This window comes from Paenarthrobacter sp. NPDC089322 (assembly GCF_040684895.1).
Lineage (GTDB): Bacteria > Actinomycetota > Actinomycetes > Actinomycetales > Micrococcaceae > Arthrobacter.
Genome location: NZ_JBFBGW010000010.1, coordinates 1 through 24,344 on the forward strand (window position 1 = coordinate 1; position 24,344 = coordinate 24,344).

The 24,344-nt window shown below is 58.4% G+C and carries 28 protein-coding genes, 1 tRNA gene and 1 pseudogene; 27 read left to right on the forward strand and 3 right to left on the reverse strand.

Annotated features, from left to right (window positions below; translation table 11 throughout):
* Positions 1-222, forward strand: a pseudogene (locus tag AB0N65_RS11680) (lipoyl synthase); the annotation flags it as partial.
* A 102-nt stretch (positions 223-324) separates the two neighbouring features.
* Complete coding sequence (locus AB0N65_RS11685; protein WP_364161315.1) at positions 325-1,086, forward strand: DUF4191 domain-containing protein; 762 nt, start codon at positions 325-327, stop codon at positions 1,084-1,086.
* Between the two features lie 110 nt (positions 1,087-1,196).
* Here the strand turns inward: AB0N65_RS11685 and AB0N65_RS11690 are convergent, their stop codons facing one another.
* On the reverse strand, positions 1,197-1,634 hold the full coding sequence (locus AB0N65_RS11690; RefSeq protein WP_364161317.1) for an RDD family protein: 438 nt from the start codon (positions 1,632-1,634) through the stop codon (positions 1,197-1,199).
* A gap of 322 nt (positions 1,635-1,956) precedes the next feature.
* Here AB0N65_RS11690 and glnA point away from each other — a divergent pair, with 322 nt between their 5' ends.
* Positions 1,957-3,381: a type I glutamate--ammonia ligase gene (gene glnA, locus AB0N65_RS11695; protein WP_364161319.1), complete on the forward strand. Its 1,425-nt coding sequence runs from the start codon at positions 1,957-1,959 to the stop codon at positions 3,379-3,381.
* A gap of 109 nt (positions 3,382-3,490) precedes the next feature.
* On the opposite strand, the gene AB0N65_RS11700 is transcribed toward glnA, so the two are convergent.
* Complete coding sequence (locus tag AB0N65_RS11700) at positions 3,491-4,561, reverse strand: tyrosine-type recombinase/integrase (RefSeq protein ID WP_364161321.1); 1,071 nt, start codon at positions 4,559-4,561, stop codon at positions 3,491-3,493.
* Positions 4,536-5,081 carry a helix-turn-helix transcriptional regulator gene (locus AB0N65_RS11705; RefSeq protein WP_364161323.1) on the reverse strand — a complete coding sequence of 182 codons (546 nt, stop codon included), beginning with the start codon at positions 5,079-5,081 and terminating at the stop codon, positions 4,536-4,538. Before AB0N65_RS11705 ends, AB0N65_RS11700 begins: the two co-directional genes overlap by 26 nt.
* A gap of 95 nt (positions 5,082-5,176) precedes the next feature.
* On the opposite strand from AB0N65_RS11705, the gene AB0N65_RS11710 reads away from it, so the two are divergent.
* The 24 genes from AB0N65_RS11710 (at position 5,177) to AB0N65_RS11825 (ending at position 23,772) form a co-directional block, all read left to right on the forward strand.
* On the forward strand, positions 5,177-5,365 hold the full coding sequence (locus AB0N65_RS11710; RefSeq protein WP_364161325.1) for a helix-turn-helix domain-containing protein: 189 nt from the start codon (positions 5,177-5,179) through the stop codon (positions 5,363-5,365).
* Positions 5,362-5,547: a hypothetical protein gene (locus AB0N65_RS11715; protein ID WP_364161327.1), complete on the forward strand. Its 186-nt coding sequence runs from the start codon at positions 5,362-5,364 to the stop codon at positions 5,545-5,547. Before AB0N65_RS11710 ends, AB0N65_RS11715 begins: the two co-directional genes overlap by 4 nt.
* A gap of 157 nt (positions 5,548-5,704) precedes the next feature.
* On the forward strand, positions 5,705-6,022 hold the full coding sequence (locus tag AB0N65_RS11720) for a hypothetical protein (protein ID WP_364161329.1): 318 nt from the start codon (positions 5,705-5,707) through the stop codon (positions 6,020-6,022).
* Positions 6,023-6,114: 92 nt separating this feature from the next.
* Positions 6,115-6,324, forward strand: coding sequence for a hypothetical protein (locus tag AB0N65_RS11725; protein ID WP_364161331.1), 210 nt, complete (start codon positions 6,115-6,117; stop codon positions 6,322-6,324).
* Positions 6,324-7,061 (forward strand): hypothetical protein, encoded by a 738-nt coding sequence (locus AB0N65_RS11730; RefSeq protein ID WP_364161333.1) that lies wholly within the window; start codon positions 6,324-6,326, stop codon positions 7,059-7,061. The genes AB0N65_RS11725 and AB0N65_RS11730 overlap by 1 nt, the downstream gene beginning before the upstream one ends.
* Positions 7,058-8,287, forward strand: a complete 1,230-nt coding sequence (locus AB0N65_RS11735) for an AAA family ATPase (RefSeq protein ID WP_364161335.1) — start codon at positions 7,058-7,060, stop codon at positions 8,285-8,287. Before AB0N65_RS11730 ends, AB0N65_RS11735 begins: the two co-directional genes overlap by 4 nt.
* Before the next feature lie 34 nt (positions 8,288-8,321).
* Positions 8,322-8,924, forward strand: coding sequence for a hypothetical protein (locus tag AB0N65_RS11740; RefSeq protein ID WP_364161337.1), 603 nt, complete (start codon positions 8,322-8,324; stop codon positions 8,922-8,924).
* Positions 8,921-9,385 carry a hypothetical protein gene (locus AB0N65_RS11745; protein WP_364161339.1) on the forward strand — a complete coding sequence of 155 codons (465 nt, stop codon included), beginning with the start codon at positions 8,921-8,923 and terminating at the stop codon, positions 9,383-9,385. Before AB0N65_RS11740 ends, AB0N65_RS11745 begins: the two co-directional genes overlap by 4 nt.
* A gap of 252 nt (positions 9,386-9,637) precedes the next feature.
* The gene (locus AB0N65_RS11750; protein WP_364161341.1) at positions 9,638-10,690 is read left to right on the forward strand and encodes a hypothetical protein; all 1,053 of its coding nucleotides are present in this window, start codon (positions 9,638-9,640) and stop codon (positions 10,688-10,690) included.
* Between the two features lie 545 nt (positions 10,691-11,235).
* On the forward strand, positions 11,236-11,460 hold the full coding sequence (locus AB0N65_RS11755) for a hypothetical protein (RefSeq protein WP_364161343.1): 225 nt from the start codon (positions 11,236-11,238) through the stop codon (positions 11,458-11,460).
* Positions 11,461-11,685: 225 nt separating this feature from the next.
* A tRNA-Ala gene (locus AB0N65_RS11760) sits at positions 11,686-11,758 on the forward strand.
* A 294-nt stretch (positions 11,759-12,052) separates the two neighbouring features.
* Positions 12,053-13,342 (forward strand): hypothetical protein, encoded by a 1,290-nt coding sequence (locus AB0N65_RS11765; RefSeq protein WP_364161345.1) that lies wholly within the window; start codon positions 12,053-12,055, stop codon positions 13,340-13,342.
* A 7-nt stretch (positions 13,343-13,349) separates the two neighbouring features.
* On the forward strand, positions 13,350-13,583 hold the full coding sequence (locus AB0N65_RS11770) for a hypothetical protein (RefSeq protein WP_364161347.1): 234 nt from the start codon (positions 13,350-13,352) through the stop codon (positions 13,581-13,583).
* A gap of 124 nt (positions 13,584-13,707) precedes the next feature.
* Positions 13,708-14,322 (forward strand): HNH endonuclease signature motif containing protein, encoded by a 615-nt coding sequence (locus AB0N65_RS11775; RefSeq protein WP_364161349.1) that lies wholly within the window; start codon positions 13,708-13,710, stop codon positions 14,320-14,322.
* A gap of 866 nt (positions 14,323-15,188) precedes the next feature.
* Positions 15,189-16,838, forward strand: coding sequence for a hypothetical protein (locus tag AB0N65_RS11780; RefSeq protein ID WP_364161351.1), 1,650 nt, complete (start codon positions 15,189-15,191; stop codon positions 16,836-16,838).
* A gap of 8 nt (positions 16,839-16,846) precedes the next feature.
* Positions 16,847-18,217, forward strand: coding sequence for a phage portal protein (locus tag AB0N65_RS11785; RefSeq protein ID WP_364161353.1), 1,371 nt, complete (start codon positions 16,847-16,849; stop codon positions 18,215-18,217).
* Entirely contained in the window at positions 18,183-19,184 is a 1,002-nt protein-coding gene (locus AB0N65_RS11790; RefSeq protein ID WP_364161355.1) for a hypothetical protein, read from the forward strand. Before AB0N65_RS11785 ends, AB0N65_RS11790 begins: the two co-directional genes overlap by 35 nt.
* A gap of 68 nt (positions 19,185-19,252) precedes the next feature.
* Complete coding sequence (locus AB0N65_RS11795) at positions 19,253-19,735, forward strand: DUF4355 domain-containing protein (protein ID WP_364161357.1); 483 nt, start codon at positions 19,253-19,255, stop codon at positions 19,733-19,735.
* A 23-nt stretch (positions 19,736-19,758) separates the two neighbouring features.
* Positions 19,759-20,664: a phage major capsid protein gene (locus AB0N65_RS11800; protein ID WP_364161359.1), complete on the forward strand. Its 906-nt coding sequence runs from the start codon at positions 19,759-19,761 to the stop codon at positions 20,662-20,664.
* Between the two features lie 180 nt (positions 20,665-20,844).
* The gene (locus AB0N65_RS11805) at positions 20,845-21,228 is read left to right on the forward strand and encodes a hypothetical protein (protein ID WP_364161361.1); all 384 of its coding nucleotides are present in this window, start codon (positions 20,845-20,847) and stop codon (positions 21,226-21,228) included.
* A complete protein-coding gene (locus AB0N65_RS11810; RefSeq protein ID WP_364161363.1) occupies positions 21,225-21,611 on the forward strand; it encodes a DUF6093 family protein in 387 nt (128 codons plus the stop codon). Before AB0N65_RS11805 ends, AB0N65_RS11810 begins: the two co-directional genes overlap by 4 nt.
* Positions 21,611-21,991: a hypothetical protein gene (locus tag AB0N65_RS11815; protein ID WP_364161365.1), complete on the forward strand. Its 381-nt coding sequence runs from the start codon at positions 21,611-21,613 to the stop codon at positions 21,989-21,991. Before AB0N65_RS11810 ends, AB0N65_RS11815 begins: the two co-directional genes overlap by 1 nt.
* Before the next feature lie 637 nt (positions 21,992-22,628).
* A complete protein-coding gene (locus tag AB0N65_RS11820; protein ID WP_364161367.1) occupies positions 22,629-23,138 on the forward strand; it encodes a hypothetical protein in 510 nt (169 codons plus the stop codon).
* Between the two features lie 97 nt (positions 23,139-23,235).
* The gene (locus AB0N65_RS11825; RefSeq protein ID WP_364161369.1) at positions 23,236-23,772 is read left to right on the forward strand and encodes a hypothetical protein; all 537 of its coding nucleotides are present in this window, start codon (positions 23,236-23,238) and stop codon (positions 23,770-23,772) included.
* Positions 23,773-24,344: the final 572 nt, after the last annotated feature.

Sequence of the window (24,344 nt, forward strand, 5' to 3'; positions counted from 1 at the left end):
GTCAAGCCCCAGGAATTCGTGGACCTCCAGCACGAGGCCGAGGAGATCGGGTTCCTGGGCGTGATGTCCGGGCCGCTGGTGCGTTCCTCCTACCGCGCCGGCCGGCTCTGGGCCACCGCGATGCGTAAGAAAGGCTGGGACATCCCCGAAGCCCTGGCCCACATCGAGTCCTCCGGCACCACCCGCCAGGAAGCCTCAACCATCCTCGCCGCCCACGGCTAAGCCCCAAGCACCAGCGGCAGCAGCAAAGACGCACTGAAGGACCGGATGCCATCCGTAACGGCGTCCGGTCCTTCGGCGTACATCACGTAGAATTAAGGCACTATGGCGAACTCCCCTGATTCCAGCAAATCGACCCCCTCGGCCGACGCTCCCAAGCGTGGGCTGTTCCAGCGCAAGCCCAAGGAAGCCAAGGCCAAGAAGCCTAGCCAGCTGAAGCAGATCGCTGAAGTCTTCAAAATGACGCGCCGGAACGACCCCCAGGTTGTCTGGATCATGGTGTTGGCATTCCTTGCAGTGGTCGCCGTGGCCTTCCTCGTCGGCTATCTCCTGGAGAACTGGGTCACTGGCCTCATCATCGGTATTCCGCTGGGGCTCCTGGCCGCCGTCTTCATCCTTTCCCGGCGGGCAGAAAAGGCCGCTTTTGCGCAGATCGAGAACCAGCCTGGCGCGTCCGGCGCGGCCTTGGGTACGCTGCGCCGGGGGTGGGTTACGCAGGACCAGCCGGTCGCAGTAAACCCGCGCACCCAAGACGCCGTCTTCATGGCTATTGGCCGTCCCGGCGTGGTTCTGGTGACCGAAGGCCCTTCTCACCGCGTCAAGACCCTTGTGGACGGCGAACGGAAACGCCTGGCCCGGATCCTGCCGAACGTTACTATCCACGTCCTGGAATCCGGCCGCGGCGAGGGCCAGGTTCCCCTGAACCAGCTGGCCAAGACCATGGGCAAGATGAAGAACGAGCTCACCAAGGTGGAGGTCAATGCCGTATCCAAGCGCATCAATTCCTTGGGCAACCGTCTTCCGATCCCCAAGGGCATTGACCCCTATAAGGCCCGCCCGGACCGCAAGGCCGCACGCGGACGCTGATGTTTGCATTGGAATAGCCCCTGTCTCCCACGGAGACAGGGGCTATTCTTTTTGTTTCGTAAGGGCCTGGGACCACGACAGCCCGCACGGCTGCCACGAATGCTGTCCTCTTAGAGCCGGATCAGGATGGTGTTCATTGCCTTGTCGTGCAGGCCTCGCTGGTCGGGGTCGAAGACTACTGCCGGAATGACCAGGCACAGCAGGAGGGTCCTCACAACCGCTGCCAGGGGTCCTGCCGGCTGACCACCCAGGCGAACCACGTGGATACCGGCGATCCGGTGCCCGATGCTGTATCCGAGGGTACCGATCAAAAGGATCTGTTCAGCAGCAAAGATGGCCAACGTTGCCCACTGGTTGCCGCCGAACGCGAAATTGCTGATAACCAACGCAAGGGTCCAGTCAATGGCGATCGCCAGAATGCGCCGCCCTGCGCGGGCCATGGACCCCGGTCCGGACTCGGGAAGGCCCAGCCGTTCGCCGGGATACTTGGAGATGCCGGACGTGTCCGGACCGCTCAACCAGGAGCCAATGTCTTTTCGATCAACCACACTTAAAGCCTAACGGCTGGCACCCCGGCTGCCTGACGACGTCGAAGGCCAATCCGGCAATCCCTGCCACCGTCCGCACCGCATGTTCGCCCAGCGGACCGGCATGGACCGGACACCGGAAAGCCCACTACCGTTTACACAACAGATGATTCTGTAACCTGCCGGAAACAATACTGACACCCCCGGGAAATCCCGTCTCCCTAAGGTGGTATGAGTTGCCAGCCACCGCGGCAAGGGGAGTTTTTTGTGCCTCCAGGCCTCCGGCTTGGGCTGGACCACGCGGCCTTCCGGGCCTGTTACTTGATATGCATAAGGAGCATAGATGTTCAAGACTGCGGACGAAGTCCTCAAGTTCATCAAAGAAGAAGACGTCAAATTCGTCGATATCCGCTTCACCGACCTTCCGGGCGTCCAGCAGCACTTCAACGTGCCGGCCAAGAGCGTCGACCTCGACTTCTTCGTGAACGGTCAGCTCTTCGACGGATCCTCCATCCGTGGCTTCCAGGGCATCGCCGAGTCCGACATGCAGCTCATCCCGGATGTAACCTCCGCCTTTATCGATACCTTCCGCATCGAGAAGACCCTTGCGCTGAACTTCTCCATCGTGAACCCCCGCACGGGTGACCCCTACCACCGCGACCCCCGCGGCGTAGCCGAGAAGGCTGAAGCCTACCTGGCTTCCACCGGCATCGCCGACACCGCATTCTTCGCTCCCGAGGCCGAATTCTTCGTCTTCGACAACATCCAGTACCAGTCCTCCCCGCAGGGCAGCTTCTACAAGATCGATTCCGAAGAAGCCCACTGGAACACAGGCCGCAAGGAAGAGGGCGGCAACCTCGGTTACAAGACTCCGGTCAAGGGCGGCTACTTCCCCGTCTCCCCCACCGACAAGCAGGCTGACCTCCGTGACGCCATGTGCGTGGAACTGGACAAGGCCGGCCTCGAGGTAGAGCGCTCCCACCACGAGGTTGGTTCCGCCGGCCAGGCCGAGATCAACTACAAGTTCACCACGCTGACTGCAGCTGCCGATGACCTCCAGAAGTTCAAGTACGTCATCAAGAACACCGCCGACGCCTGGGGCAAGTCCGTTACGTTCATGCCGAAGCCGGTCTTTGGCGACAACGGTTCCGGCATGCACTGCCACCAGTCCCTGTGGAACAACGGCGAACCGCTGTTCTACGACGAGAAGGGCTACGCTGGTCTCTCCGACACCGCCCGCTGGTACATCGGCGGCCTGCTGAAGCACTCTTCCGCCGTCCTCGCCTTCACCAACCCGACGGTGAACTCCTACCGCCGCCTCGTCAAGGGCTTCGAAGCTCCCGTGAACATGGTCTACTCGCAGGGCAACCGCTCCGCCGGTATCCGCATCCCGATCACGGGTTCAAACCCCAAGGCCAAGCGCATCGAGTTCCGCGCGCCGGACCCCTCGTCCAACCCGTACTTGGCGTTCGCCGCGCAGCTGATGGCCGGCATCGACGGCATCCGCAACCGCATTGAACCCCCGGCACCGATCGACAAGGACCTCTACGAGCTCCCGGCCGAGGAAGCCAAGGACATCCCCAAGGCGCCGGGTTCGCTGGAGGAAGCCCTTGAGGCACTCCGCGAGGACAACGAGTTCCTGCAGGCCGGCGGCGTCTTCACCCAGGACCTGATCGACACCTGGATCGAGTACAAGTACGAGAACGAGATCACGCCGCTCTCGCTGCGCCCGAACCCGTACGAGTTCGAGCTCTACTACGGCGTCTAGCTAGATCGCGCGGCGGAAACGGCGCTAGTCCGCAGACGGTCCGCAAGAATTTGGCTACAGGAAAGGCCGGCCCCGAGGTTTGTACCCTCAGGGCCGGCCTTTTCGTCGTCTAGGCCTGTTTCTCGCTCCGTGAATTGATGCGGTCCGCAAGCACGCTGGCTACTGCGGCGCGTGCCGTTTCCTCTTTGTCAGGCCACATGTGCCCGTAGGTGTCGAGTGTGGTCTTAGCTGACGAGTGCCTGAGGCTCTTTTGCACTACCTTCACGTCAAGCCCCTGGGCGATCAGCAGCGACGCAAAGTAGTGCCGCAGGTCATGGAATCGAAAGCCCTCAGGGAGACCCTTGACGGATTTTCTCGCCTCGCGAAAGTAGTGCTCCAGGCGGTGTGGAGATATGGGCCTGCCCCATTCGTTAGTGACGAGGGTTTCACTTCCCCACTGGGCATGATTCACCGACAGCTCTAGGCAGAGGTTCTGCGGTATCGGGATGGGGTTCTTCGATTGCTCAGTTTTGAGTTCCACTCCCGGATATTGGATCGCAGGTGTGATGATGCCGCGCATGAAATCCACATCTGAGACACGTAAGGCCACAGCCTCACCAATACGCAGGCCCGCGAATGCTGCCAGAAGGATTGCCGGTCGCAGGCCCGGAGGCATCGCGTCGTAGAGGGCCCACACCTGATCCGTGGTCGCCACATAAGCCCTTTGCTGACCAGCCTTCGGCGCCGTTCTTCTGCTAACCGGTGACTTGGGAAGCAATCCATCATGCACGGCGTCCGCAAACAACTGCCCCAGGCGAGAGTGCAGCGCGTAGACAGTAGAACCCGCCAGCCCTTCGTCGCTAAGTCGAGCGGTCCAGGCTTTGACCTCAGACGGACGAACGCTCTTGAGGGGGCGACTCCCGAAATCGGCATTGATTCGCTTCAGGTGAGTTCTAGCTTGGCGGACTGTGGAGGGCCTGTTGTTCTCATAGCCTCTAAGCCAAGTTGCGGACCACTCCTGAAAAGTTATTAGAGCGGTCTTCGGATCCACATAGGTCCCAGCTACGACAGAAGCAGTAACCTCATCCAACCACCGTTGCCCATCAACTTTGCGAGAGAAATGCTTAGCATGCTCCTTGCCGGCATCGTCACGGTAGCGCGCCCGCCAGCGACCATCAGGACGCTTCTGAATGCTCGCCATCGCGCTCACCCTCCCTCATGCCTGGGCCTTCCATACGTTCAGCGGCGGTAACCTCTGCCAGAAGCTCGGTCGCCTGATCACGCAAGTTCTCGAAGGCGTCGCGAAGGTCGGCGTCTTGCCACTGCTCTAAATCGACGGGCGCAACGAAATCCACCAGTTCGCTCAGCTTTGCTCGCGTCTCTGCGAGCATCTCATATGCGTCCCTTATTCGGTTCTGGGCTACGCGCACGTCGCCAATGGCACCGGCCAAGCCTTGAACGATCGAGGTCTCTACGGGCAGAGAAACCATCGTAGTGACGTTGGAGCCCAGTGCCCGTGCAATCGCGCGCGCTTCGCCTAGCTTGATGGGTCTGTCCCCAGATTCGATGCGAGAAATCGTAGTCTGGTGGAAAATCGGCCAGCCCCCATCAATGAGTCTTCGGCTGAGTTCGCCTTGAGACCAGCCCTTCCGCTCTCGCAGGGCGCGCATGTTCTCGCGGAAGCACTCTTCATCGACATCTGGTGTGGGCAATTCAGTCATGACTCAACCTAATCACCAACCAGCATTGACAGTCAACACAAACTAGCATTATGCTGGTCCGTGTAAGGTATTTTCACGATTCGTGAGGAAGAAGCATGGATACGTTTCCGCAGCTCCTTGTTATTGACGAGGTTTCCGAACTCACGCGCATCCCGGTCGCTACCCTCCGCTATTGGCGGCATCAGGGCACCGGCCCGAAGGCGGCGCGTTTAGGCGGGAGGCTCGTTTACAGAAAGAGCGAAGTAATCGATTGGGTCAACGCAGCGTTCGAAAGTGCCGCGTGATGGTACATACGGAGCTAAAAGCCAGGTTCGCCAGGAAGCGCGTGAAGTTCACGGGGATGTTCGGGAATGCTGACGGCCCCGTGGGGCGCGTATGCCGCGTGACTTCGCGCGGCGTCTGGGTGACCTGGGAGAACGGCACCCGCGAGCAGTGCCACCCGGACGACCTGACTGTCATCCCGTAAAAGCGGGGGCTCAGGTACGCCCCATCAAGAGTGTTTGGCCGCCGGGGGGCAACCAAGCACGGAATGTACAAAAAAGCGGGCCGAACGCTGCAATTTGCCCTTGCAAGTCCAACCCGCCTGATCAATAACAACAAGAAATAGATAGGTTCTCACCGTTATGTCTTCTGCAATTACCCTAACCGATCCTTGGACCGATGTCTATGCGACGTGGCGTGACCACTTCGACCAGACGCCCAAGGTCACAGCCAGCGACCTGACGCGGTTCAAGGCGCAGACGGATCCAGCCCGGTACGCAGCAACCGTCCTGCACCTCGCTAGGGAGAGCAAGTTGGATCCCGAGGTTCTGACTGACGCGGTTTACTCCGCATGGCTGTACGCGGAGAACCCGAAGCGCTGCCTTCCCGGAGGTTCGTGGGCGGAACTATTCCGTCTCGCGTACAACCCTGACCACGAGTTCTTCGAACGCCAAAACTAACAGACCTGGACTTGCTGGGCCGTGAGATGAGCACACGGCCCAGCAACCCCACTTATGTCATGTCAACACCTCGCGCATAAAAGGACCGGTCAATGCGTAACCCGTCAACCACACTCCAGCTCCAATTCCTCGCCATGGACTTCTTGAATGAAGCGCGCAAGGATCCCTCAACTCGACCGCTCACCTACCAGCATCACATCAAGAATGCCTACAGACAGGGCCTTACCGTCCCGGCCATAGCAGCGGGACTCGGGCGACCCGTGAGCTTTGTTGAAAGCCTCCTCACGGACGGCGGTATCTGATGGCTCGTATCCGCACGATCAAGCCAGACTTCTGGACGGACGGCAAGATAGTCCAGCTTTCGGCATTTGCCCGGTTGCTTTACATCGGAATGTGGAACTTCACGCTGTGTGACCACGGCCACGTGGCTGATGACAGCTTCAAGCTTAAGCTGCAAATACTTCCAGGCGACGCTGTTGACGTTGATGCACTGCTCGGTGAGCTTTTTGACGCAGGCCGCGTCGTCCGCATTACTGACGCGGCTGGACGAACATACCTGCACGTCAAGCGCTTTGAGGAGCACCAGAAGATTGACCCTCGTTGGAAGACACGCTGCCCCGCCTGCGCTCAACAGGGCTCGCTTGAAGCCGTCGAAACTCAGGCGAGTTTTAGTGAACTCACCGAAACACCCGACCGCTCGCCTACTCTCTCCCTAGGAAAGGAAGGGAAAGGAAGGGAAAGTAAAAAGACTTCGTCAAAGCCTTCGGCTTCGACGGATGAATTCGACGCCTTTTGGGGGGAGTATCCCCGGAAGGTTGGCAAGGAGGCCGCAAAGAAGGCGTTCGCTAAGGCACTGAGACTAACCAGCTACGGAACGATCATGGAAGGTGTTGGCAATCTACGAATGGAAGTCGCCGGGAAGGATCCTAAGTTCACGCCGCATGCAGCAACTTGGCTGAATGCGGGCAGGTGGGATGACGAACCCGAACCTCCAACTCAAGCCATCATTCCAGCCGCCTACGGATGGGCTAACCGATGACGCCCGAAGAACTGGTAATAGGCGCGTGCATCCTCACCCCGGACAGCATCAGGTTTGCATCAGGCGTTCTCGAACCCGGAGATTTCCAGTCGAAGACCCACGCGGATGTCTTCAGGGCCATCGTTCAACTCCGCAAAGCCGACGAGCCCGTAGAGCCCTTTAGTGTGTGGACCAAGGCCCAAGAACTCGGAGCCAAAGGGGTCCAGGCTGTTGACCTTCACCGAATGGTCGAGGGCGTCGGTTCTGCCGGGTCCATCAGCTTCTACGCTGACCAGGTCAAAGAGGCATCGTCTCGTCGCAAACTCTCCATTATCGCAACGAGCCTGATGCGTGAAGCGGCAGACGAAACCCGCCACCCCTCACAGGCAGCTCACGCCGCAGTTGAGGCGATCAAGAACCTCGCCGCCAGTGGTGCCCAGCGGATGACCACGAAAACACTGGAGGCCATCCTGGCGGTGCAGGAGGACCACGAGTGGCTCATTCCGGACTTGCTGGAGCGCGGGGACAGGCTTATCCTTACAGGCTTCGAAGGGGGTGGCAAAACCACGTGGATCCGACAGATGCTCATCTGCATGGCTGCCGGCATTCATCCAACAACTTGGGACATGCTGGAACAGCCATTGAAGATCCTCGTCGTTGACGCCGAGAACACCGAGGCACAATGGCGAGCGCAAGTCCGTGGCATGACAGCGAAAGCCGCGGCCTACGGAATTGCCGACCCCGCACCGAACATCGAGATTTACGCGAGGGGCAGGATCGACATCACCAAGGATGCAACCCTAGGAGAAGTCCACCGTCTCTTGGACGAACACTCCCCCGATGTCCTGGCTATCGGCCCGCTCTACAAGATGGTGTCTACCGGCATCAACAACGATCAGGAAGCGGCACCCCTGATCATGGCCTTGGACTCCCTCCGCGATCGTGGTGTTGCCCTCATCATGGAGGGCCACGCCAGCAAGGGCAACTCCCAGAACGCTGTCCGCGACCTCGCGCCACGAGGATCCGCGGCATTGATGGGATGGCCCGAGTTCGGCTTTGGTCTTCACCCGGACACGACGAACCCGGACATGACGCTCGTAACCCGTTGGCGTGGTGATCGTGAAGCTGGTCGGCTATGGCCTCGTGAGCTTTGGCGCGGCGGAGCCTTTCCTTGGACTGGCGAAACCGTCACGAGCCGCACCAGACAGAACTTTCTCGGATTCAACAACAGCCAAACCGCAGCTTAGCCACATGACAACCCTTCGCCAGGAGACACACCCTATGTCACACGCCGAACTCCGCTCCGCCGTCCACCGACTCACCCGCGACCACAAGACCACCCACGTCGACTCTGCGACCGGGCATGTCAGCTACCCCACCGAACTAGCCCTTTTCACCCAACTCAGACAGGAACAGGCCTCTGGGAGCCGCGCCGCCACCGGAGCGAAGTCCTCAGGCTCCCGCTCCCCCATCGCTTTGGGAGCGGTCACTCTCTGGTCCGAAATCCGCGAAACCCTCATCACCATGCACATCGCCCTCACCGGCAAAGACAACCCCGAACTCAGCCCCGAACAGAAGCTCCAGCATTGGGCAGACGCCGCAGCCGGCGACACAACCGGTCAGAGCACCGAACGGTGCCTCCGCTCCGCCACCAAATGGGCCACAGCCATCGAAGCTCTTCTCAACCCCGTCCCACGCCTTGAAGTGAAAGGCGCGTGCCCCACGTGCGCCGCCACCCACGCATGGACCTGGGTCGAAGACGAATATGTACGCAACACGGCAATAACCGCGACACGCCACGAAGCCCGCTGCGGTGCCTGCCAAACTAGTTGGGCAGGGCAAGCTATCAACGAACTCGCAACAACCCTCGGGAAGGCAGCATGAAAGACAAGAGTCAAGTCCTCGCCGGCCTCGCCAACTACGGCAACACTCGGGATCCCAACACAAGGCTGATGGTCCCTGCAATTCCTAACGATCCCGGCATCATCCACGCGCTACGGCCAACCGTCTCCCCCCGCCCAATCCTCGAACCTCACTTCATCGAAAACACTGAGGATTACAGGGCGGCAATTTGCGGAGCACAAATAAAGGTCGTCCTCCCCCTGAGCTTCAAACCTGACGAGGACGGCGCATGTCCTGAGTGTGTCGAAGAGCTGAAACACAATAGCCCTCTGGCCGCCACCACCACGGGCGGGAGCATGCCGATCTTCGAGAAGCCTGGCGGTGATGACTGGTGGACACGTGGTGCCCTGAAGAACCCTGCGTACGCGCGGCGGCGAGAAGCTGAGAGGGCCAAGCGACGCGCCCCTGATGACCCGCAACAGGCGAGAATCACACCCGCGTAATTACGTGCTTGTCATCCCGTCCACCACCTGTTAAACTGGAGCCACAGACCACAGGTCTACCCAAAACCAAGTGAAGCCCCGTCGAGCAAATTGCTCCGGGGCTTCACAAATGTAGCCTAGGTCGTGTCCCTGCGGTTCGTCGCACCGCACTTTGCAATAATCGTCGAATGAAGCGCCCACACTACGAGGAGCCAACCGCCCTCAAACCAGATACATACAGCCCGAAGATTACCGGCGCGGGGTGGCGCTGACGTGCCGCAGTATCTGGTCGCCCCATATCTATTCCAGACAAAAATTCGCTTCGAGCGTCGAGCCAAGGCACTACCGCACGCGGATATCGACGGGCAAGGCCTATCACTGGCTCAAGCTGTTGAGAACGTGGCCGCAGGAATGCTCCGTCGCGAGGAGCCTTATCGGGACCTGTCTGACACGAACAAGGTGTTTGCCCTTGATCATGTAAAGGCCGTGGCACCCAACGCCTACCTCCTGTACGTTGAGCCTGGCTGGAAGGGCCTCCAAAGCGACCTCAGAGATTCGGCCGGCAGCTCGGTTTTCCAGCGCGCAACAAGTAACAGCGAGCACGTCAAGCTCCGCCACCTGGTCTATTTCGTGCCGAATTCATACAGCGCCGTCGTATTTGCCGAAAGGTACGGCCGGATGGGCGCCGTTTCGTTTGTCAGGAATGCCCTGACCAGCGCACTTCGGGAAGCGCGACCTAACCTGTCTCTTCACATCGACCCGTTGACCAACCTCAACGGGATAGAGAATGCCCATGTCAAGGGCATGACGTTCGTAGCCCCTAGGAAGCACGACCCCAGTGGGAACCTGCTTGACTGGGCGCCTCGCATGGAGATTCGCTTCAGATGGAACGACCGAAAAATCTCATCTCTTCTCACTCAGGACAAGAAGATAGACGCCGAACAAGTATTCGGCGTCCTGCGGAACGAGGCAAGGGACTTCGGTTTGACCAGCCCGGCTGACGTAAGCGACTGGGATGCCCTCCTAAAGGTGAAAACAGCGTCTGGGTCGGCACGCACCTTTAGCGTTCACTCCACTGGCCCTGGCCTTGTCTACCCGATAACTTTGAACAGACGGAACAGTAATGTCGGTGACGACTCATATCCTTCAGATGCAGACTTCCTAGAAACGTGTCAGCTCGCCTTAGGCGATCTTTCCGGACAGTTTGAAATAGACGAGCAGACAAGGATCCCCGGACTGGACCAGTTCCGAGATTGGGACGGCAGTTCGGCAACAGCGTGGGAAGTGACTCACTATGACAATCCTGAATCCAGCCGAGATACTTAGAGCCCAATTCACTCATGACCGCAAGACGGTCTGGGTGAGGGACATTCGTTGGTCAGAGCTGGCATGGATCGCAATCGCGGTTGGAGTTGGTCTCTTTATCGCCGTCAGGGACATAGCAACCGTGGCATCGTCCGCCATCCTCACTGCGACATCCATAATCACCGGGCTTACTTTCACAATGGCTATGCGATTTTGGGAAAGGAGGATCGATGTCGCTTCTGCTCCACAGACAGCGGGTTATCTTCAACGTCGGAGGCTAATCGAGCGAGTCGGTACTCAACTGATTTGGACAGTGCTAGTTGGTGTGCTGAGCACAGTTTGGACTGCCTTCGCTGCGCTAGTGTCCGGAGATAGTGTGGCCCCTTGGGCTACCGGTGTTTGTGCCGGCCTTCTGGCCTATCAGATGTTGCTAGTAGCAAAGTCATTGCTCGTTATGTACAACAGTTCGATAGAACTCAGCTGACGTAACCAGAGAGCAACTTCCGTTCACCTAAAGGCTCCGAGCAATCGGGGCCTTTCCCTTTGCCTGCGAACGGTGGGACCCAATGAGTACAACAGTGCAAACCCTCGGCATGCTCGAAGGCTACTACTGCGATAGGTGCGGCGCTCATGCGTTCTACATGACCGCGCTCCACCGCGAAGGTGAACTGTTCTGGTGCGCTCACCACTACAAGCAGTACGCGACCGCGCTCGAACCCGTAACCGAGTACACCGCCGACGAATCCCACCGCCTCCACGCAGGCATAACCGACGACAAACACGTCAACTAAAGAATCCTGTGGGGCGGTTCGCAACTTTCCGAGCCGCTCATCTCGACGTGATGCAGGGACGCCACTAGCTCCCGCCGCCCCACAGGTTAAACCTAGACAGTCAAGCACGTTGGAAGGCGGTGGCACTGTCTCCCCGCGTCAGGGTCACGACGCAAACCACCGGAAACCCTGTGATCAGGACCGGACAACTGAATAGTGACTGGCGAACATGAGCGCCAGTCACACGGGGAATTAGCTCAATTGGAAGAGCAACGGTCCTGCAAACCGTCTGTTGCGAGTTCGAGTCTCGCATTCTCCACGGACCTGCATGGAGGCTCCGAGCTGGTACAAGGGCATGACCTTACCGCGCAGCTAGGGAGTCAACTGGCGAACCCAAGCATGAAGTACGGCAGCTTGGGGAGACTTCGCCACCTTGGAGCTTAAGAACGAGGCGACGCTACGCGCCTACTCCATGCAGGAAACCCACGTCCCGCCCAAGTGAGCCGTTACGTAAGATCACGGACCCAAGCGCGGCGAATCACCGGCCACCGTCTCAGGCAAACCGGAAGCACAACCAGAGACAACACTTCAACCCTTGAGCAAGGAGACAACCGTGAGTCGCAAATGCAAATACGGGCTAGTCAAAGACCCCGCCCACGCAACAATGCCCTCACGACAACTCTCCAAACTCCTAGGCATCTCAAAATCAGCCATCAACGACTGCCGCTCAGGTAACTGCATCTGCGAACCAGTCACCACCACGCACCCCGCAACAACCCCCGTGCTCACCGGAAAAGCTGACGTGCGCCCCGATGGTGGCGAGTTCATCGACGTGCAAACCGAACAACCAGTAACCGACTGGGCCCACATCTTCCAACGGTTCAACCTGGACCCGGCAGAGTTCGCCATAGTCAACGACACGGTACGCTGCGCGACGTGGCAGCAGTCGAAGGCTTTGGAAGACGGATCACGCGATGTCGTGAACCTGTACTCATACCGGGCACAGTTCACCCGCAAACGGGCTGAGGACCGCGTTGACCTGCCGGCGCTCTACGCAGCAGCCAAGACAGCAACACCTCAACCATTACAGAATGGTAGCGACCGGGCAACCATTGTGGTCTGGGCTGACCCGCAGATCGGCAAAACCGGATCCCGCGGCGGCACCAAAGAACTCATCGAACGCTCCACCATCATCCGGCAAAAACTCGACGCGCTCTTGGCTGAACGCGAACCCGATCAGATCATGATCGCAGACGCAGGCGACGGCATCGAAGGTTTCGAGTCCGGGGGCAACCCCATGTTCACCAACGACCTCAGCCTGTCCGCGCAACTCGACACATACGGCACCGAGCTATTCGAATACATCAACCTCGCCCACTACCACGCACCCGTAACCGTCGCCGCAGTACCAAGCAACCACGCAGCATGGCGGAACTCGAAGCAGCAGCTTGGCAGGCCGGGTGATGATCTTGGCTTGTTTATGCATAAGCAGGTAGCTCGGGTTACTGCCGCCACGAAGATGGCCGTCAACTGGGTTAGCCCAACAGAGTATGACGAATCTGTTGCTGTTGACTTTTACGGCACGAAGGTCGGCTTGGTTCATGGTAACCAGTTTGGCCCTGGTCAGGCTGTTGCTTGGTGGCAGCGTCAGGCGTTCGGGGCTCAGGCTGTTGCGTCATCCGACGTGCTGGTCTTCGGCCACTACCACAGCTTCTCTGCTGCGGTTGCTGGCAGGAACCCTGTCAACGGGCGTCAGCGGTACTGCTTAGGTGCACCAACACTTGACAACGGTTCTGACTGGTTCAGGCAGACACAAGGGCGTGACAGTGACCCCGGCGTTCTCGTCTTTGACGTAACACCCGAGGGCTTCGACCTTGCCTCACTCACAATCATCACAGCATAGGAGCGGCATGAGCGAGGCAACCAAGCGTGCAGTACAAGACGCCATAGCCGCGCACATCGCAGACGAAAACCAGACAGAAGGAAACTCAACCGAGTACCTAACCGACTGGCAAGTAGTCGCCGCAGCGGTCATAGCAGACGACCCAGACCACACCTCATACTGGTTCCTCAGCAACGACAGCATCCCCTACCACAGCCAACTAGGGCTCATACACCGGGCGCTCGAACACATCAGCTCGTAACTGTTGGTATGAGCTGACCTAACCAACACATAACTGAACACACAGCATTCCGAGCCTAATTACCTCGGATAGAAGGGCCCGCGTCCATAGCGCGGGCCCTTCGCATTCCCTATGGAGGAACAACGTGAAGGTATGCGCTATCCAAGAATGTGGCACTCCCATCGGCAAGCACGGAGCCAAAGGGTACTGCTCGAAACACTACAAGCGCTACAAGAAGAACGGCGATGCTTCAACAACCACGATTGCACCCCGCGGATCTGGCGTTGAAGAACGCCTTCGCTTCGCAGGATGGGAAGTAACCGACACCGGCTGCTGGTCATTTAGTGGACGCATCAACCCGGATGGATATGGGACGATCACTGTTGACCGCGAACCATACCTTGCACATCGCGCTTCCTACGAACAGTGGGTAGGCCCTATCCCGAAGGGCCATGTAATTCGCCACACATGCGACAACAGGATGTGCATCAACCCTGAGCATCTGCTGACTGGGCTGCCCCGAGACAACACCAGAGATGCGCAGGAACGCCACCGCCTCGCCAACGGCGAACGCCATGGAATGCACAAGATAACCGACGATGAAGTCAACAGCATCCGGGTAGAGTATCGAACCACGGCGATTGATCAGCGTGGGCTAGCACGCAAGTACAAGTGCAGCCAAGCGCAGATCAGCAACATCCTCCTGGGTAAGCAGAGACGGGATGAGACGCATCTGCTGCCCAAGGTACTTAGTGCCTAAGGGTTGGCGCCCATGCCCTAAGCCTGGGTGCCCTGAACCTACACCACCAACGCAGCGCTACTGCGATGCGCACATGGTTGAGTACGAACAGGCGCGCGGCACTAAGACCGAACGCGGATACGGCACAGAATTCCAACGCACAAGACGCGACTGGGCCAAGCAAGTAGTCAAAGGAACAGTCAAGTGCTGGCGCTGCCGCTGGACCATCGAACCAGGAAGCCGCTGGCACCTAGGACACGACGACCACGACAGACGCATCATCCGCGGACCCGAACACGAACACTGCAACCTCAGTGCCGCAGGACGATCAGCCCATACACCCCCACCCCTACCGACCGAGCCACCCCCCTTCTAGCGGCCCGCCGGGGAGGGTGATTTGGGTCTGTACGGGTTCCGGAGGTTTTCGAAGGAGTTGAAATGCCCGGTCCGCAGCCTAAGCCCGCTAGTGCTCGGGCTCGTCGGAACAAGGCAGCTACGAACGCGACTTTGAAGGCGGATGCTGCGATTGTTGCGCCTGAGTTGCCGGCTCGTGATTGGCATCCGATGACGTTGGCCTGGTGGCGTGATTTGTGGGCGTCTCCTATGGCTCCTGAGTATGACGATTCTGATCGTCATGGGCTGTTTAAGTTGGCGTTGTTGCAGAACGATTTTTGGACTGCTGAGACTGCGAAGGAGCGGAAAGAGGCTTCGGCTGAGATTCGGTTGCAGGAGCAGCGGTTTGGTTTGTCTCCTATCGACCGACGCCGGTTGCAGTGGGAGATTGAGAAGTCCGAAGAGGCGGTGGAGAAGGGCGCTAAGCGGCGTGGTTCTTCGCGGCCTCCTGCTAAGTCTGATGGAGCTGATCCTAGGGCGGTTTTGAGGGCGCTTTGAGCACTGTCATTGTTCCGCCTTTTGATGAAGAGCCGTGGCCTTCTTTGGGTGGTCAGATTTGTGACCTGATTGAAGAGCGGGCTGTGTTTGGTCCTGGTTCTTTGAAGGGTGAGCCGGCGAAGCTTGACGATGAGAAACGTGCGGCTATTTGGAAGGCTTACGAGCTGTATCCGAAGGGTCACGAGTTCGCAGGTCGTCGCAGGTTTCGGCGTGTGCGTTTTTCGTGGCGTAAGGGTACGGCTAAGACTGAGTTTGGCGGCTGGCTGTGCTTCGCTGAGTTGCATCCTGAGGGGCCGGTAAGGTTTGACGGCTGGGATGCTTATGGGAATCCTGTTGGGCGTCCTGTGCGTGACCCGTATGTGCCGATGCTTGCTTATACGCAGGAGCAGGTTCATGAGCTTGCATATGGCGTGCTGTACACGGTGTGTACTGAGGGCCCGGATGCTGACTTGTTTGATTCGAGTCTTGAGCGGATTATCCGTTTGGGTGATCGTGGCGCGGATGGCAAGGCTGTTCCGCTGGCTGGTTCGCCTAACGCACGTGATGGCGCGCGTACTACGTTCCAGTATTACGACGAGACTCACCGCCTGCACTCTCCGCTCCTGCTAAGCGCCTATGAGGCGATGGAAGCCAACCTTCCTAAGCGTCCGCTGGATGATCCGTGGTCATTGGGTACAACGACTGCGGGTGAGCCTGGGCAGGGCTCGGTTGCGGAGAAGGATAAAGACGAGGCTGAGAAGATCCAGCGCGGCGAGATTCCTGAGCCTGAATTGTTCTACTTCCATCGTGAGGCTGGCACGCACAACCCTGAGACGGGCATCAAGTACGACTTGGACCGTTATGAGGACCGGGTTGAGGCGATCAAGGAAGCTTCGGGCCCGTCCGTAGCCAAGTGGGCTGACCTGCGCGGTATCGCTAAGCAGTGGGATCGCCCTGGTGTTGATCACTCGTATCTTGAGCGTGTCTGGTTGAATCGTTGGACTCAGGCTGCTGCGCAGGCGTATGACGTGAAGGCTTGGGAGAAGAACGCTGCTGTTGGCGCGGAGATTCCTGCCGGCGCGGAAATTTCTCTTGGGTTTGACGGGTCTCGGTGGAAAGACACTACTGCGTTGGTGGCTACTGAGATGTCAACGGGGTTGCAGGTGCCGCTTGGGTTGTGGGTCCCGGATGAAGATAACCCGGTTGACCCGGTTGAGGTTACCGCTACTTGCGATGACGTGTTTTCAAGGTTTCGGGTTGTTCGTATGTACGGGGACCCCGCGCAGGGGTGGGACGAGCAATTGGCTGAGTTGGCCTCTAAGTACGGCCCGAAGGTTGTTTTGTTCTTCTACAACGACTCTCGCAACCTGCGCAACACGGCCTATATGTGCCGTAGCTACCAGAAGTCGATTCTGACTGGCGAAGTGCATGGCAACGGCGATAAGGCCATGCAGGAGCACCTTGGGCATGCCCAGAAGCACGAAATCAAGATGGTTGACGAAGAGGGTAAACCTTTATGGGTTGTCCGTAAAGAACGTCACGATTCTGACAAGAAGATTGACCTTGCAATGGCTGGTGGCATGTCCAACCAGGCCCGCTTGGATGCCTTGAGGAGTGGCTGGCAACCGTATGAAGAGACCGATTCGCGTATGTTTGTTTTCCGGTAGGGGGAGATGTGGCTGTAAGCCTTGATGAGTCAAACCTTATTGCGGAGTTGACGAAGCAGCGGGATAACCGTTTGTCGAAGGATGAGCTGCTTGGTAAGCAGTATGAGGGCGCTCATCGTTTGGAGCATATTGGGTTGGCTGTGCCGCCTGAGTTGCGCCGGTTTGAGATGATCGCGAACTGGAACCGGGTTTGTGTTGATTCGGTTGAGCAGCGGCAGCGTGTGAAGACTTTTATTCTTCCTGGTGAGGATAAGGGTTCGGCTGTTTTGCGTGAGCATTGGGACGCGAACAACCTTGATTCTGAGTCTCGGTTGTTGCATCGTGACAAGCTGATTTATGGTCGCGGGTTTGTTGTGGTTGGCACGAATGAGGACGACGCTGATCATCCGTTGATCACGGTTGAGTCGCCTCTTGAGTTGACGGCGATGGTGGATCCGCGGACTCGTCGGATTAGTGCGGCGCTGCGACTCTATGGTGGTACGGAGGACGCCCCAGACCCGGTGTATGCGACGTTGTATCAGCCGGATAGCACTGTGTGGTTGGAGAAGTCGCAGGGCGGCTGGGTTGAGACTGACAGGGATGATCACAGGCTTGGCCGTGTGCCTATCGTGATGTTCTTGAACCGGCGCCGTACAGGTATTTGGACTGGCGAGTCCGAGATGACGGATGTTATTCCGCTGGTGGATGCGGCGGCTCGTTCGTTGACTGGTTTGCAGTTGGCGGCTGAGACGATCATTGTTCCAAAGCGGTATGTGCTGGGTATGTCCAAGGGTGACTTTGTTGACTCGAACGGTAAGCCGCTGCCTGTTTGGGAAGCATATTTCGGGTCTTTGTGGGCGAATGCGAACAAGGACGCGAAGGTTGGGCAGCTTGACGGCGCGGATTTGACGATGTTCCACAAGACTGTGGAGCATTACGCGCAGCTCGCATCATCCGTTACCGGCCTGCCGACAAGGTACTTCGGGCAAACTTCCGTGAACCCTGCCGCTGAGGGTGCTATCCGCGCTGATGAGTCTCGTCTCGTGCTGAACGTTGAGGCGAAGAACGATAACGACGGTGACGGGTGGGCTTGGGTCCAGGGTATCGCTGAGCGGTTCCGTACCGGCGCGTGGCCTTTGGCTAATCAGATCAAAACTGAGTGGCACGATCCTGGCACTCCGACGTTCGCGCAGAAGGCTGATGCTTTGCAGAAGATGCATGGTGGGGGCCCGATTATTTCGCGTGAGGGTTCGTGGGATGAGCTTGGCTGGTCTGATGCGCGTAAGGACCGTGAGCGCGAGTATTTCAAGGATGAGGCTCAGGATCCTTACCTTGCGACTTTGACGGCGAAGGAGTCTGCTGCTGATGGTGTTGCAGACGTTACCGGAGTCGGCGCTTAGGTATTCGGGGGCGCAGAGGGCTGAGATTGGTGCTGCTGTTTATGCTGTGTCGCGTTTGTGGCGTGGTATGGGGCGGGACTTTGACGGGTCGTATGCGCGTCTTGAGCCGGCGTTGCTGGCTGTGTTGTTCACAGCTCAGGAGCGGGTTGCTGATGGGGCGTTGGCTTATGTGCCTGATGTTCTTGGTGATGCTGCTCCTGAGCCTGTGTATGAGTCGGCTGGTTCACGGTTTGTGGGCGTGGCTGGTGATGGTTTGCCGGTTGCGTCTATGGCGTATGGGGCTGTTATTCAGGCTAAGCAGGCTGTGTCTGCGGGGTTGGATGTTGCAGAGGCGCTTGCAAGGGGCGGCAGGCATCTAACGCTTGCTTCGGGAACGTTGCTTTCGGATACTGGGCGGTCTGCTGAGAAGGTTTCCGGCGGGGCCCATAAGGTTCGGAAGTGGACTCGTATGTTGAATCCGCCGTCTTGTGGGCGGTGTGTGATTCTTGCGGGTAAGACTTCTTGGCAGTCTGAGGCGTTCAACCGTCATCCTGGGTGTGACTGTCGGAATGTTCCGGTGTCTGAGGACACGGGTGATGATGCGAGGACTGACCCGAAAGCGTACCTCGATAGCCTTTCCACGGCTGAGCAGGACCGTCTTCTTGGGTCTAAGGCGAATGGTCAGGCGTTCCGTGATGGTGCGGACATGAACCAGTTGATCAACGCTTACCGTAGGGCTGGTGCTGTGAGGCCGGCGCAGATCAACGGGCGGAACATCAAGTTCACTCGCGAGGGTACGACGCGGCGTGGTCACGCTTATTGGCAGATGTCGCAGGCGCAGTACATCCGTGAGCAGTCAGTGTTCAAGGACGGGTCGAAGTACAAGCGACTCAAAGCGCCCCGGTTGATGCCCGAAACGATTTATTCAACGGCTAAGGATCCCGCTGACGCTAAGCGGCTCCTGAAACTTTACGGCTGGATTGTCTAGGCCGTTCTCTTTTCTTCCCCTTGGCGCGATGCTTCGGGGTTTTTCCATCCGCGACGGAGGACAAACACATGTCGGAAGACACAACCACCACGGAGGCCGCACCCGCGGCTGAAACCACTACCGAACCCCAGGAACTTGGGGACGGCGGGCTTAAGGCACTGCAAGCGGAGCGCGATGCCCGCAAGGCTGCTGAGAAGACCGCCGCTGAGTACGCGGCGAAGCTCAAGGGCTTCGAGGACGAGAAGTTGTCTGAGCTTGAGAAGGCTCAGAACGCGGCCAATGAGGCTGCTGCTGAACTCGCGAAACTGCGCACTGAAAACACCCGCTCGAAGGTTGCCCTTGCTAAGGGGTTGCCGGCTGATCTGGTGGAGTTCCTGACGGGCGATACCGAGGAAGAAGTTGCCGCGAAGGCTGACCTTCTGATTTCCCGGTTGGGTACTCCCGGCACCCCGAAGCCGGATCCTTCGCAGGGTTCGAAGGGTTCTCAGGCTCACGCGCTCAACGGCGACCCGCTGTTGGCGGATCTTAAATCCAAGCTTGGCATCGCTTGATGCCCTTCTCTTAGGAGCTGTACATGGCGATTACCGCCGCTACTACGACCTCGGATTTTTCCGGGTTCCTTAACCGCGAACAGTCCGCGGCTATCTTTGAGCGTGCTGCACGCTCGTCTGCTGTTCAGCAGCTTTCCCCGCAGGTGCCGCTTGGTATCAACGGTAAGTCCATCCCGGTTGTGACCGGTAAGCTTTCCGCTGGTTGGGTCGCGGAAGGCGCTCAGAAGCCTGCTTCTAAGGGTGCCTTGGCGCTCAAGAACATGGATCCGAAGAAGATCGCGACTATCGCGGTTGTCTCTGCGGAAGTTGTTCGTGCGAACCCTGGCAACTACATGAACCTGATCCGTAATCAGGTTGGTGATGCTTTCGCTGCCGCGTTCGATGCTGCTGCTCTGCATGGTACGAACACCCCGTTCTCCACGTATGTTGCTCAGACCACGAAGACGGTTGAGATTGGCACCACGGCTGCTGCTTCCGGTGGCATTCATGGTGACATCAACGCCGGCCTCAAGCTTCTGGTTGACGATGGTAAGCGTCTTTCCGGGTTCGCTTTCGATGACCGCATGGAGCCGCTTCTGAACGGTGCTGTTGACGGCAATGGTCGTCCGCTGTACATCGACTCCCCTACGACGGAAACGGCTGGTCCGTTCCGTCAGGGCCGTGTGCTGTCCCGTCCCGCTTTCATCGGTGAGGGTGTGTACAACGCCACGGGTTCTGTTCTTGGTTTCGGTGGTGACTGGTCGCAGACGGCTTGGGGTGCTGTTGGTGGCATCTCTTACAAGGTGTCCACTGAGGCTACGGTCACGATCAACGGTGAGCTTGTTTCTCTGTTTGAGAACAACCTTGTTGCTGTCCTGGCTGAGGCTGAGTACGGGTGGCTTGTGAATGACACTGCCGCGTTTGTTGAGTACACCGACGCCGTGGCGTAGTTTGCCGCGTCTGGTTCATCCGGACGCGGGTACGGTGGTGCGCTGTGAGGGTGACCTTGCAGCGCACTACCTCTCGCAGGGTTGGGTTGATGCTGATGCTGAAACCCGCCCGGTTGAGGCGACCCCGGAGAAGCCTCAAGTACGGCGTACACGTAGATCACGTAGCTAAGGGGCCCTGTTATGGCGTATGCGACTGTTGCTGATGTCGAGGTGCGCTATGGGCAGACCTTTGAGGGGGCGCAGTCGGCGCAGGTTGCGGTGTGGATTGAGGATCTTGAGGCTGAGATTCTTGAGAAGATCCCGACGCTTCCAATCCTGATTGAGGCGGGGCGTCCTACGGTTGGGACGTTGAAGCGGCTGATTTGCAGGGCGATCATCCGGCATCTGAATAATCCGAAGGGTTTGAAGCGGCGTACTGAGTCGGTTGATGACTATTCGGTGTCTGAGGAGCCTTGGATTGAGGGTACTCCTGGTTCGGTTGAGTTGACTGATGCGGAGTGGGCTGAGTTGTTGCCGGGTTCGTCGGAGGAAGCTTTCACGATTACTCCGTATGGGGCGCCGTGAGTGACGTTCTGGCGATGGGTCGTGCTGCTGCCGAGTCCCTGATGTTGGACGCGTGCACTATCACCCGCCCTGGTGAGCCAATCACGGATCCTGATACGGGCGTGGTTACGAACGGGTCGACGCTGGTTTATGCCGGCAGGTGCAAGGTGCAGTCGAAGGATTCGAGTGTGTCTAGTCCTGAGGCTGGTGGTCATTCGTTCACTGTCGTATCAAGGCAGGTGCATGTGCCGGCTGAGTCTGCGGATGTGCGTGATGATGACGTGGTTACTATTACGGCGGCGCGTACACCGCAGCTTGTTGGCAAGGTGTATCGGGTGGATGGTTTTACGCCGGATTCGTTTGATACGGCGTTCCGTTTGCCGGTCAGGGAGGTCACCAGCTAATGGATGGTCTTGAGGAAGTGCGGCAGTTGTCGCAGAACCTTGGGAAGATCGCTGGGTCTGCCTTGGATGATGTTGATGCTGTGCTTAAGAAGGGTGCGCAGAACATCAAGTCTGAGATGGCCGCGGACGTTAGCGCGTCGGAGCATTTCAAGGGCATGGCTGGTTCGATTTCGTATGACCGGCATTATCTTCCAGGCAGGGCAAGGTATGTGATTGGTCCGGATAAGGGCCGTCGTGGTGGTTCATTGGGCAACATCTATTACTTCGGTACTAGTCGTGGTGGTGGTTCCGGCGATATTGATAAGCCGCTGCGGTCTGAGGAACCGCGTACTGTGTCTCAGCTTGAGGCGTTGGCTGCGAGATGGGCGGATCAATTGTGACTGGTGATGCCCTGGCTAAGGGTTTCGAGGCGCTGATAACTGGCGTGACCGTGTATCCGGATAAGGTGCCGGCGTCTCCCTCGTTTCCGTACGTGTTGGTGACTACGAATTTCCCGACTGTGGCGGATCGTGCGAATTCCCGTGCGGTTTTGTCCCGGCATCTGCGTTCCCGGACGACGGTTGTTGGGCTCACTGGGGCGTCGGTGCGGATCATTGCTCAGACGCTCACGGATTGTCTTGAGGGTAAGCGGCCTGTGGTTGCTGGTTGGACTCTTGGGGCGATTGAGTCTGTGCCGAATGAGCAGCCGATTCAGCCTGACGATGACGTGACTATCCCCGGCACCACGAATCATCCGTTGTATCAGCCGTTCGATTGGATCCTGACAGGTTCCCGAAGGCCTTAAATCTTACTGGCGCCAGGGCGGCGCCTTTTTGTTGCCCACTGAAAGGTGGCTCCCCTTGTTTGTTCGTGTCAAAGACCCATCGACGCGCCACGAATTTGACGTGCCTGAGGATGACTGGCGTCTCGGCGCTGGGCTTTATCAGCTCGTGAAGTCTGACCGGTATCCGCCGGCTGATCGGCCTCGTTTGCCGAAACACTCTGCGCCCTTGAGGGCCGAAAAGAAGGAAACTGAAAATGGCTGACATCCCAGCATCCCCGGCGGACGGCAACGTAAAGGTTGTCTTGGTGTCCGCGATTGCCAACACTGACGCCCCTACTGTCGCTGAGGTGACGGCTGTTGGCGCGGTGGATATCTCGTGCTACCTGACTGCTTCGGGGCTTAAGCCTTCGCTGTCTGAGCAGGTCATCGCGGATGAGCGTTTGTGCTCTACGCAGACGTACGAGAAGAAGGGCCGCGCTCAGCGTTCCCTTGAGGTCGAGTACATCGACAACACGAACACCCCGGATGAGGACTTGTACAACAAGGCGAAGGAAACTCTTGTTCCTGGCGCCAAGCAGTTCATGGTGATCCGGCGCGGCAAGGCGTTCGATACGGCGCTTGTCGCTACGGACAAGGTTACTGTGTACCCGATTGAACCGGGTGAGTACAACGACCTTCCCCCAGAAGCTAACTCGGTGCTCAAGACGGCTCAGAAGCTGTTCGTGACTGGCGAGACGAAGGTGGGCGTGGCTGTAGCCGCGTAACCCTTCCCGCGTTACTCCTGCCTGCCCCTGTGTTGTGGGACCGGGGGCAGGCAGGCTCCACGTCCCACTCGTCCCGCTCATTTTCTTTGGAGTAGTAATGACTTTGACGGTTAAGCGTCCTGAGACGCGGGTTTCTTTCTGCCTTGACGGTGATTTGAAGGCGGCGCATGAAGCGGCTGAGGCTGAGTTCAACGCGGCGCGTACGAAGTCGCTGGGTGATGCGCGCCTGAATAGTGGTTTGAAGCAGTTGGCGCAGAAGGTCACTGATGTTGAGGCTGAAATGAAAGCTTCGACGGTTGAGTTTCTGGTGCGTGGTTTGAAGCGTTCGGCGTGGCAGGATCTTGTTGCTGAGCATGCCCCGCGTGAGGGTAACGCCACCGATAAGGCTTACGGGTTCAACCTTGAGACTCTGATGGTTGCGGCTATTCCGGCTTGCATCGCTGCGGTCGAGAATCAGGCCGGCGAGGCGTTGGAGTTCGACCCCGCTACTGAGTGGGATGCGCTGGCGGATGACATGACTGATTCTCAGTATGAGGATTTCGTCATGGCTGTGTTGCGGGTGAATAAGGGGCGGAATGAAGTCCCTTTTTCGCTCAGCGCCTACAGGACGATCCAGGCCTCAGATCAGATGTAGAAGCGGCGCTTTCGCTTGGTATTTCGTTGAAGCGGTTTCATGGGTGGGAGCCGCGGACAACGTTTGAGTTTGACGAGTTGGGGCGTGTGGTCGCGTCCCGTCCTGAGCCTGAGTGGGACGAGTCGCAGCAGACTGTTGTGCTGGCTTTGATGCATTATCGGGCTGGGTTGTGCCCGAAGTGTGGGGGCCCTCTGTCGTTGTGCACGGATCCGGCGAACGAGATGAAGTATGACGCTGGGTTGCCGATTCGTTGTCATGCGACTACTGCGCGGGGTCGTGCTGCTGAGGCTTACCGTGATCAGCCTGGTTCTGAGGCGTTGTTGTTTGTTCCGCGGTTGCGGGAGTAGTTAGCGTTTTTCGATCGCGGCGAGCACTCGTTTCCCGAATCCGATTGCTGCGAGGACTAACCCTGTTGCGAGGATTATCCACGCTGCCGGGGTTGGCGCGCCTGGAGCTTCGATGGTGCGGAATGTTCCCGGCTGCAATGTGACGCGGGTTGTTGAGAACCCGATGATGACGAGCAATAGCCCTATTGCAGCTAGCACTAATCCGATGATGAGCAGTTTTGTTCC

What these genes read in the sequence shown, in the direction of transcription:
- AB0N65_RS11815 (WP_364161365.1), top strand. Translation starts at nt 21,611, where the DNA reads ATGGATGGTCTTGAGGAAGTGCGGCAGTTGTCGCAGAACCTTGGGAAG.
- AB0N65_RS11795 (WP_364161357.1), top strand. Translation starts at nt 19,253, where the DNA reads ATGTCGGAAGACACAACCACCACGGAGGCCGCACCCGCGGCTGAAACC.
- AB0N65_RS11755 (WP_364161343.1), top strand. Translation starts at nt 11,236, where the DNA reads ATGAGTACAACAGTGCAAACCCTCGGCATGCTCGAAGGCTACTACTGC.
- AB0N65_RS11800 (WP_364161359.1), top strand. Translation starts at nt 19,759, where the DNA reads ATGGCGATTACCGCCGCTACTACGACCTCGGATTTTTCCGGGTTCCTT.
- AB0N65_RS11705 (WP_364161323.1), bottom strand. Translation starts at nt 5,081, where the DNA reads ATGACTGAATTGCCCACACCAGATGTCGATGAAGAGTGCTTCCGCGAG.
- AB0N65_RS11710 (WP_364161325.1), top strand. Translation starts at nt 5,177, where the DNA reads ATGGATACGTTTCCGCAGCTCCTTGTTATTGACGAGGTTTCCGAACTC.
- AB0N65_RS11790 (WP_364161355.1), top strand. Translation starts at nt 18,183, where the DNA reads ATGGTGTTGCAGACGTTACCGGAGTCGGCGCTTAGGTATTCGGGGGCG.
- AB0N65_RS11745 (WP_364161339.1), top strand. Translation starts at nt 8,921, where the DNA reads ATGAAAGACAAGAGTCAAGTCCTCGCCGGCCTCGCCAACTACGGCAAC.
- AB0N65_RS11700 (WP_364161321.1), bottom strand. Translation starts at nt 4,561, where the DNA reads ATGGCGAGCATTCAGAAGCGTCCTGATGGTCGCTGGCGGGCGCGCTAC.
- AB0N65_RS11740 (WP_364161337.1), top strand. Translation starts at nt 8,322, where the DNA reads ATGTCACACGCCGAACTCCGCTCCGCCGTCCACCGACTCACCCGCGAC.
- AB0N65_RS11720 (WP_364161329.1), top strand. Translation starts at nt 5,705, where the DNA reads ATGTCTTCTGCAATTACCCTAACCGATCCTTGGACCGATGTCTATGCG.
- AB0N65_RS11685 (WP_364161315.1), top strand. Translation starts at nt 325, where the DNA reads ATGGCGAACTCCCCTGATTCCAGCAAATCGACCCCCTCGGCCGACGCT.
- AB0N65_RS11825 (WP_364161369.1), top strand. Translation starts at nt 23,236, where the DNA reads ATGACTTTGACGGTTAAGCGTCCTGAGACGCGGGTTTCTTTCTGCCTT.
- AB0N65_RS11735 (WP_364161335.1), top strand. Translation starts at nt 7,058, where the DNA reads ATGACGCCCGAAGAACTGGTAATAGGCGCGTGCATCCTCACCCCGGAC.
- AB0N65_RS11820 (WP_364161367.1), top strand. Translation starts at nt 22,629, where the DNA reads ATGGCTGACATCCCAGCATCCCCGGCGGACGGCAACGTAAAGGTTGTC.
- AB0N65_RS11725 (WP_364161331.1), top strand. Translation starts at nt 6,115, where the DNA reads ATGCGTAACCCGTCAACCACACTCCAGCTCCAATTCCTCGCCATGGAC.
- AB0N65_RS11805 (WP_364161361.1), top strand. Translation starts at nt 20,845, where the DNA reads ATGGCGTATGCGACTGTTGCTGATGTCGAGGTGCGCTATGGGCAGACC.
- glnA (WP_364161319.1), top strand. Translation starts at nt 1,957, where the DNA reads ATGTTCAAGACTGCGGACGAAGTCCTCAAGTTCATCAAAGAAGAAGAC.
- AB0N65_RS11770 (WP_364161347.1), top strand. Translation starts at nt 13,350, where the DNA reads ATGAGCGAGGCAACCAAGCGTGCAGTACAAGACGCCATAGCCGCGCAC.
- AB0N65_RS11730 (WP_364161333.1), top strand. Translation starts at nt 6,324, where the DNA reads ATGGCTCGTATCCGCACGATCAAGCCAGACTTCTGGACGGACGGCAAG.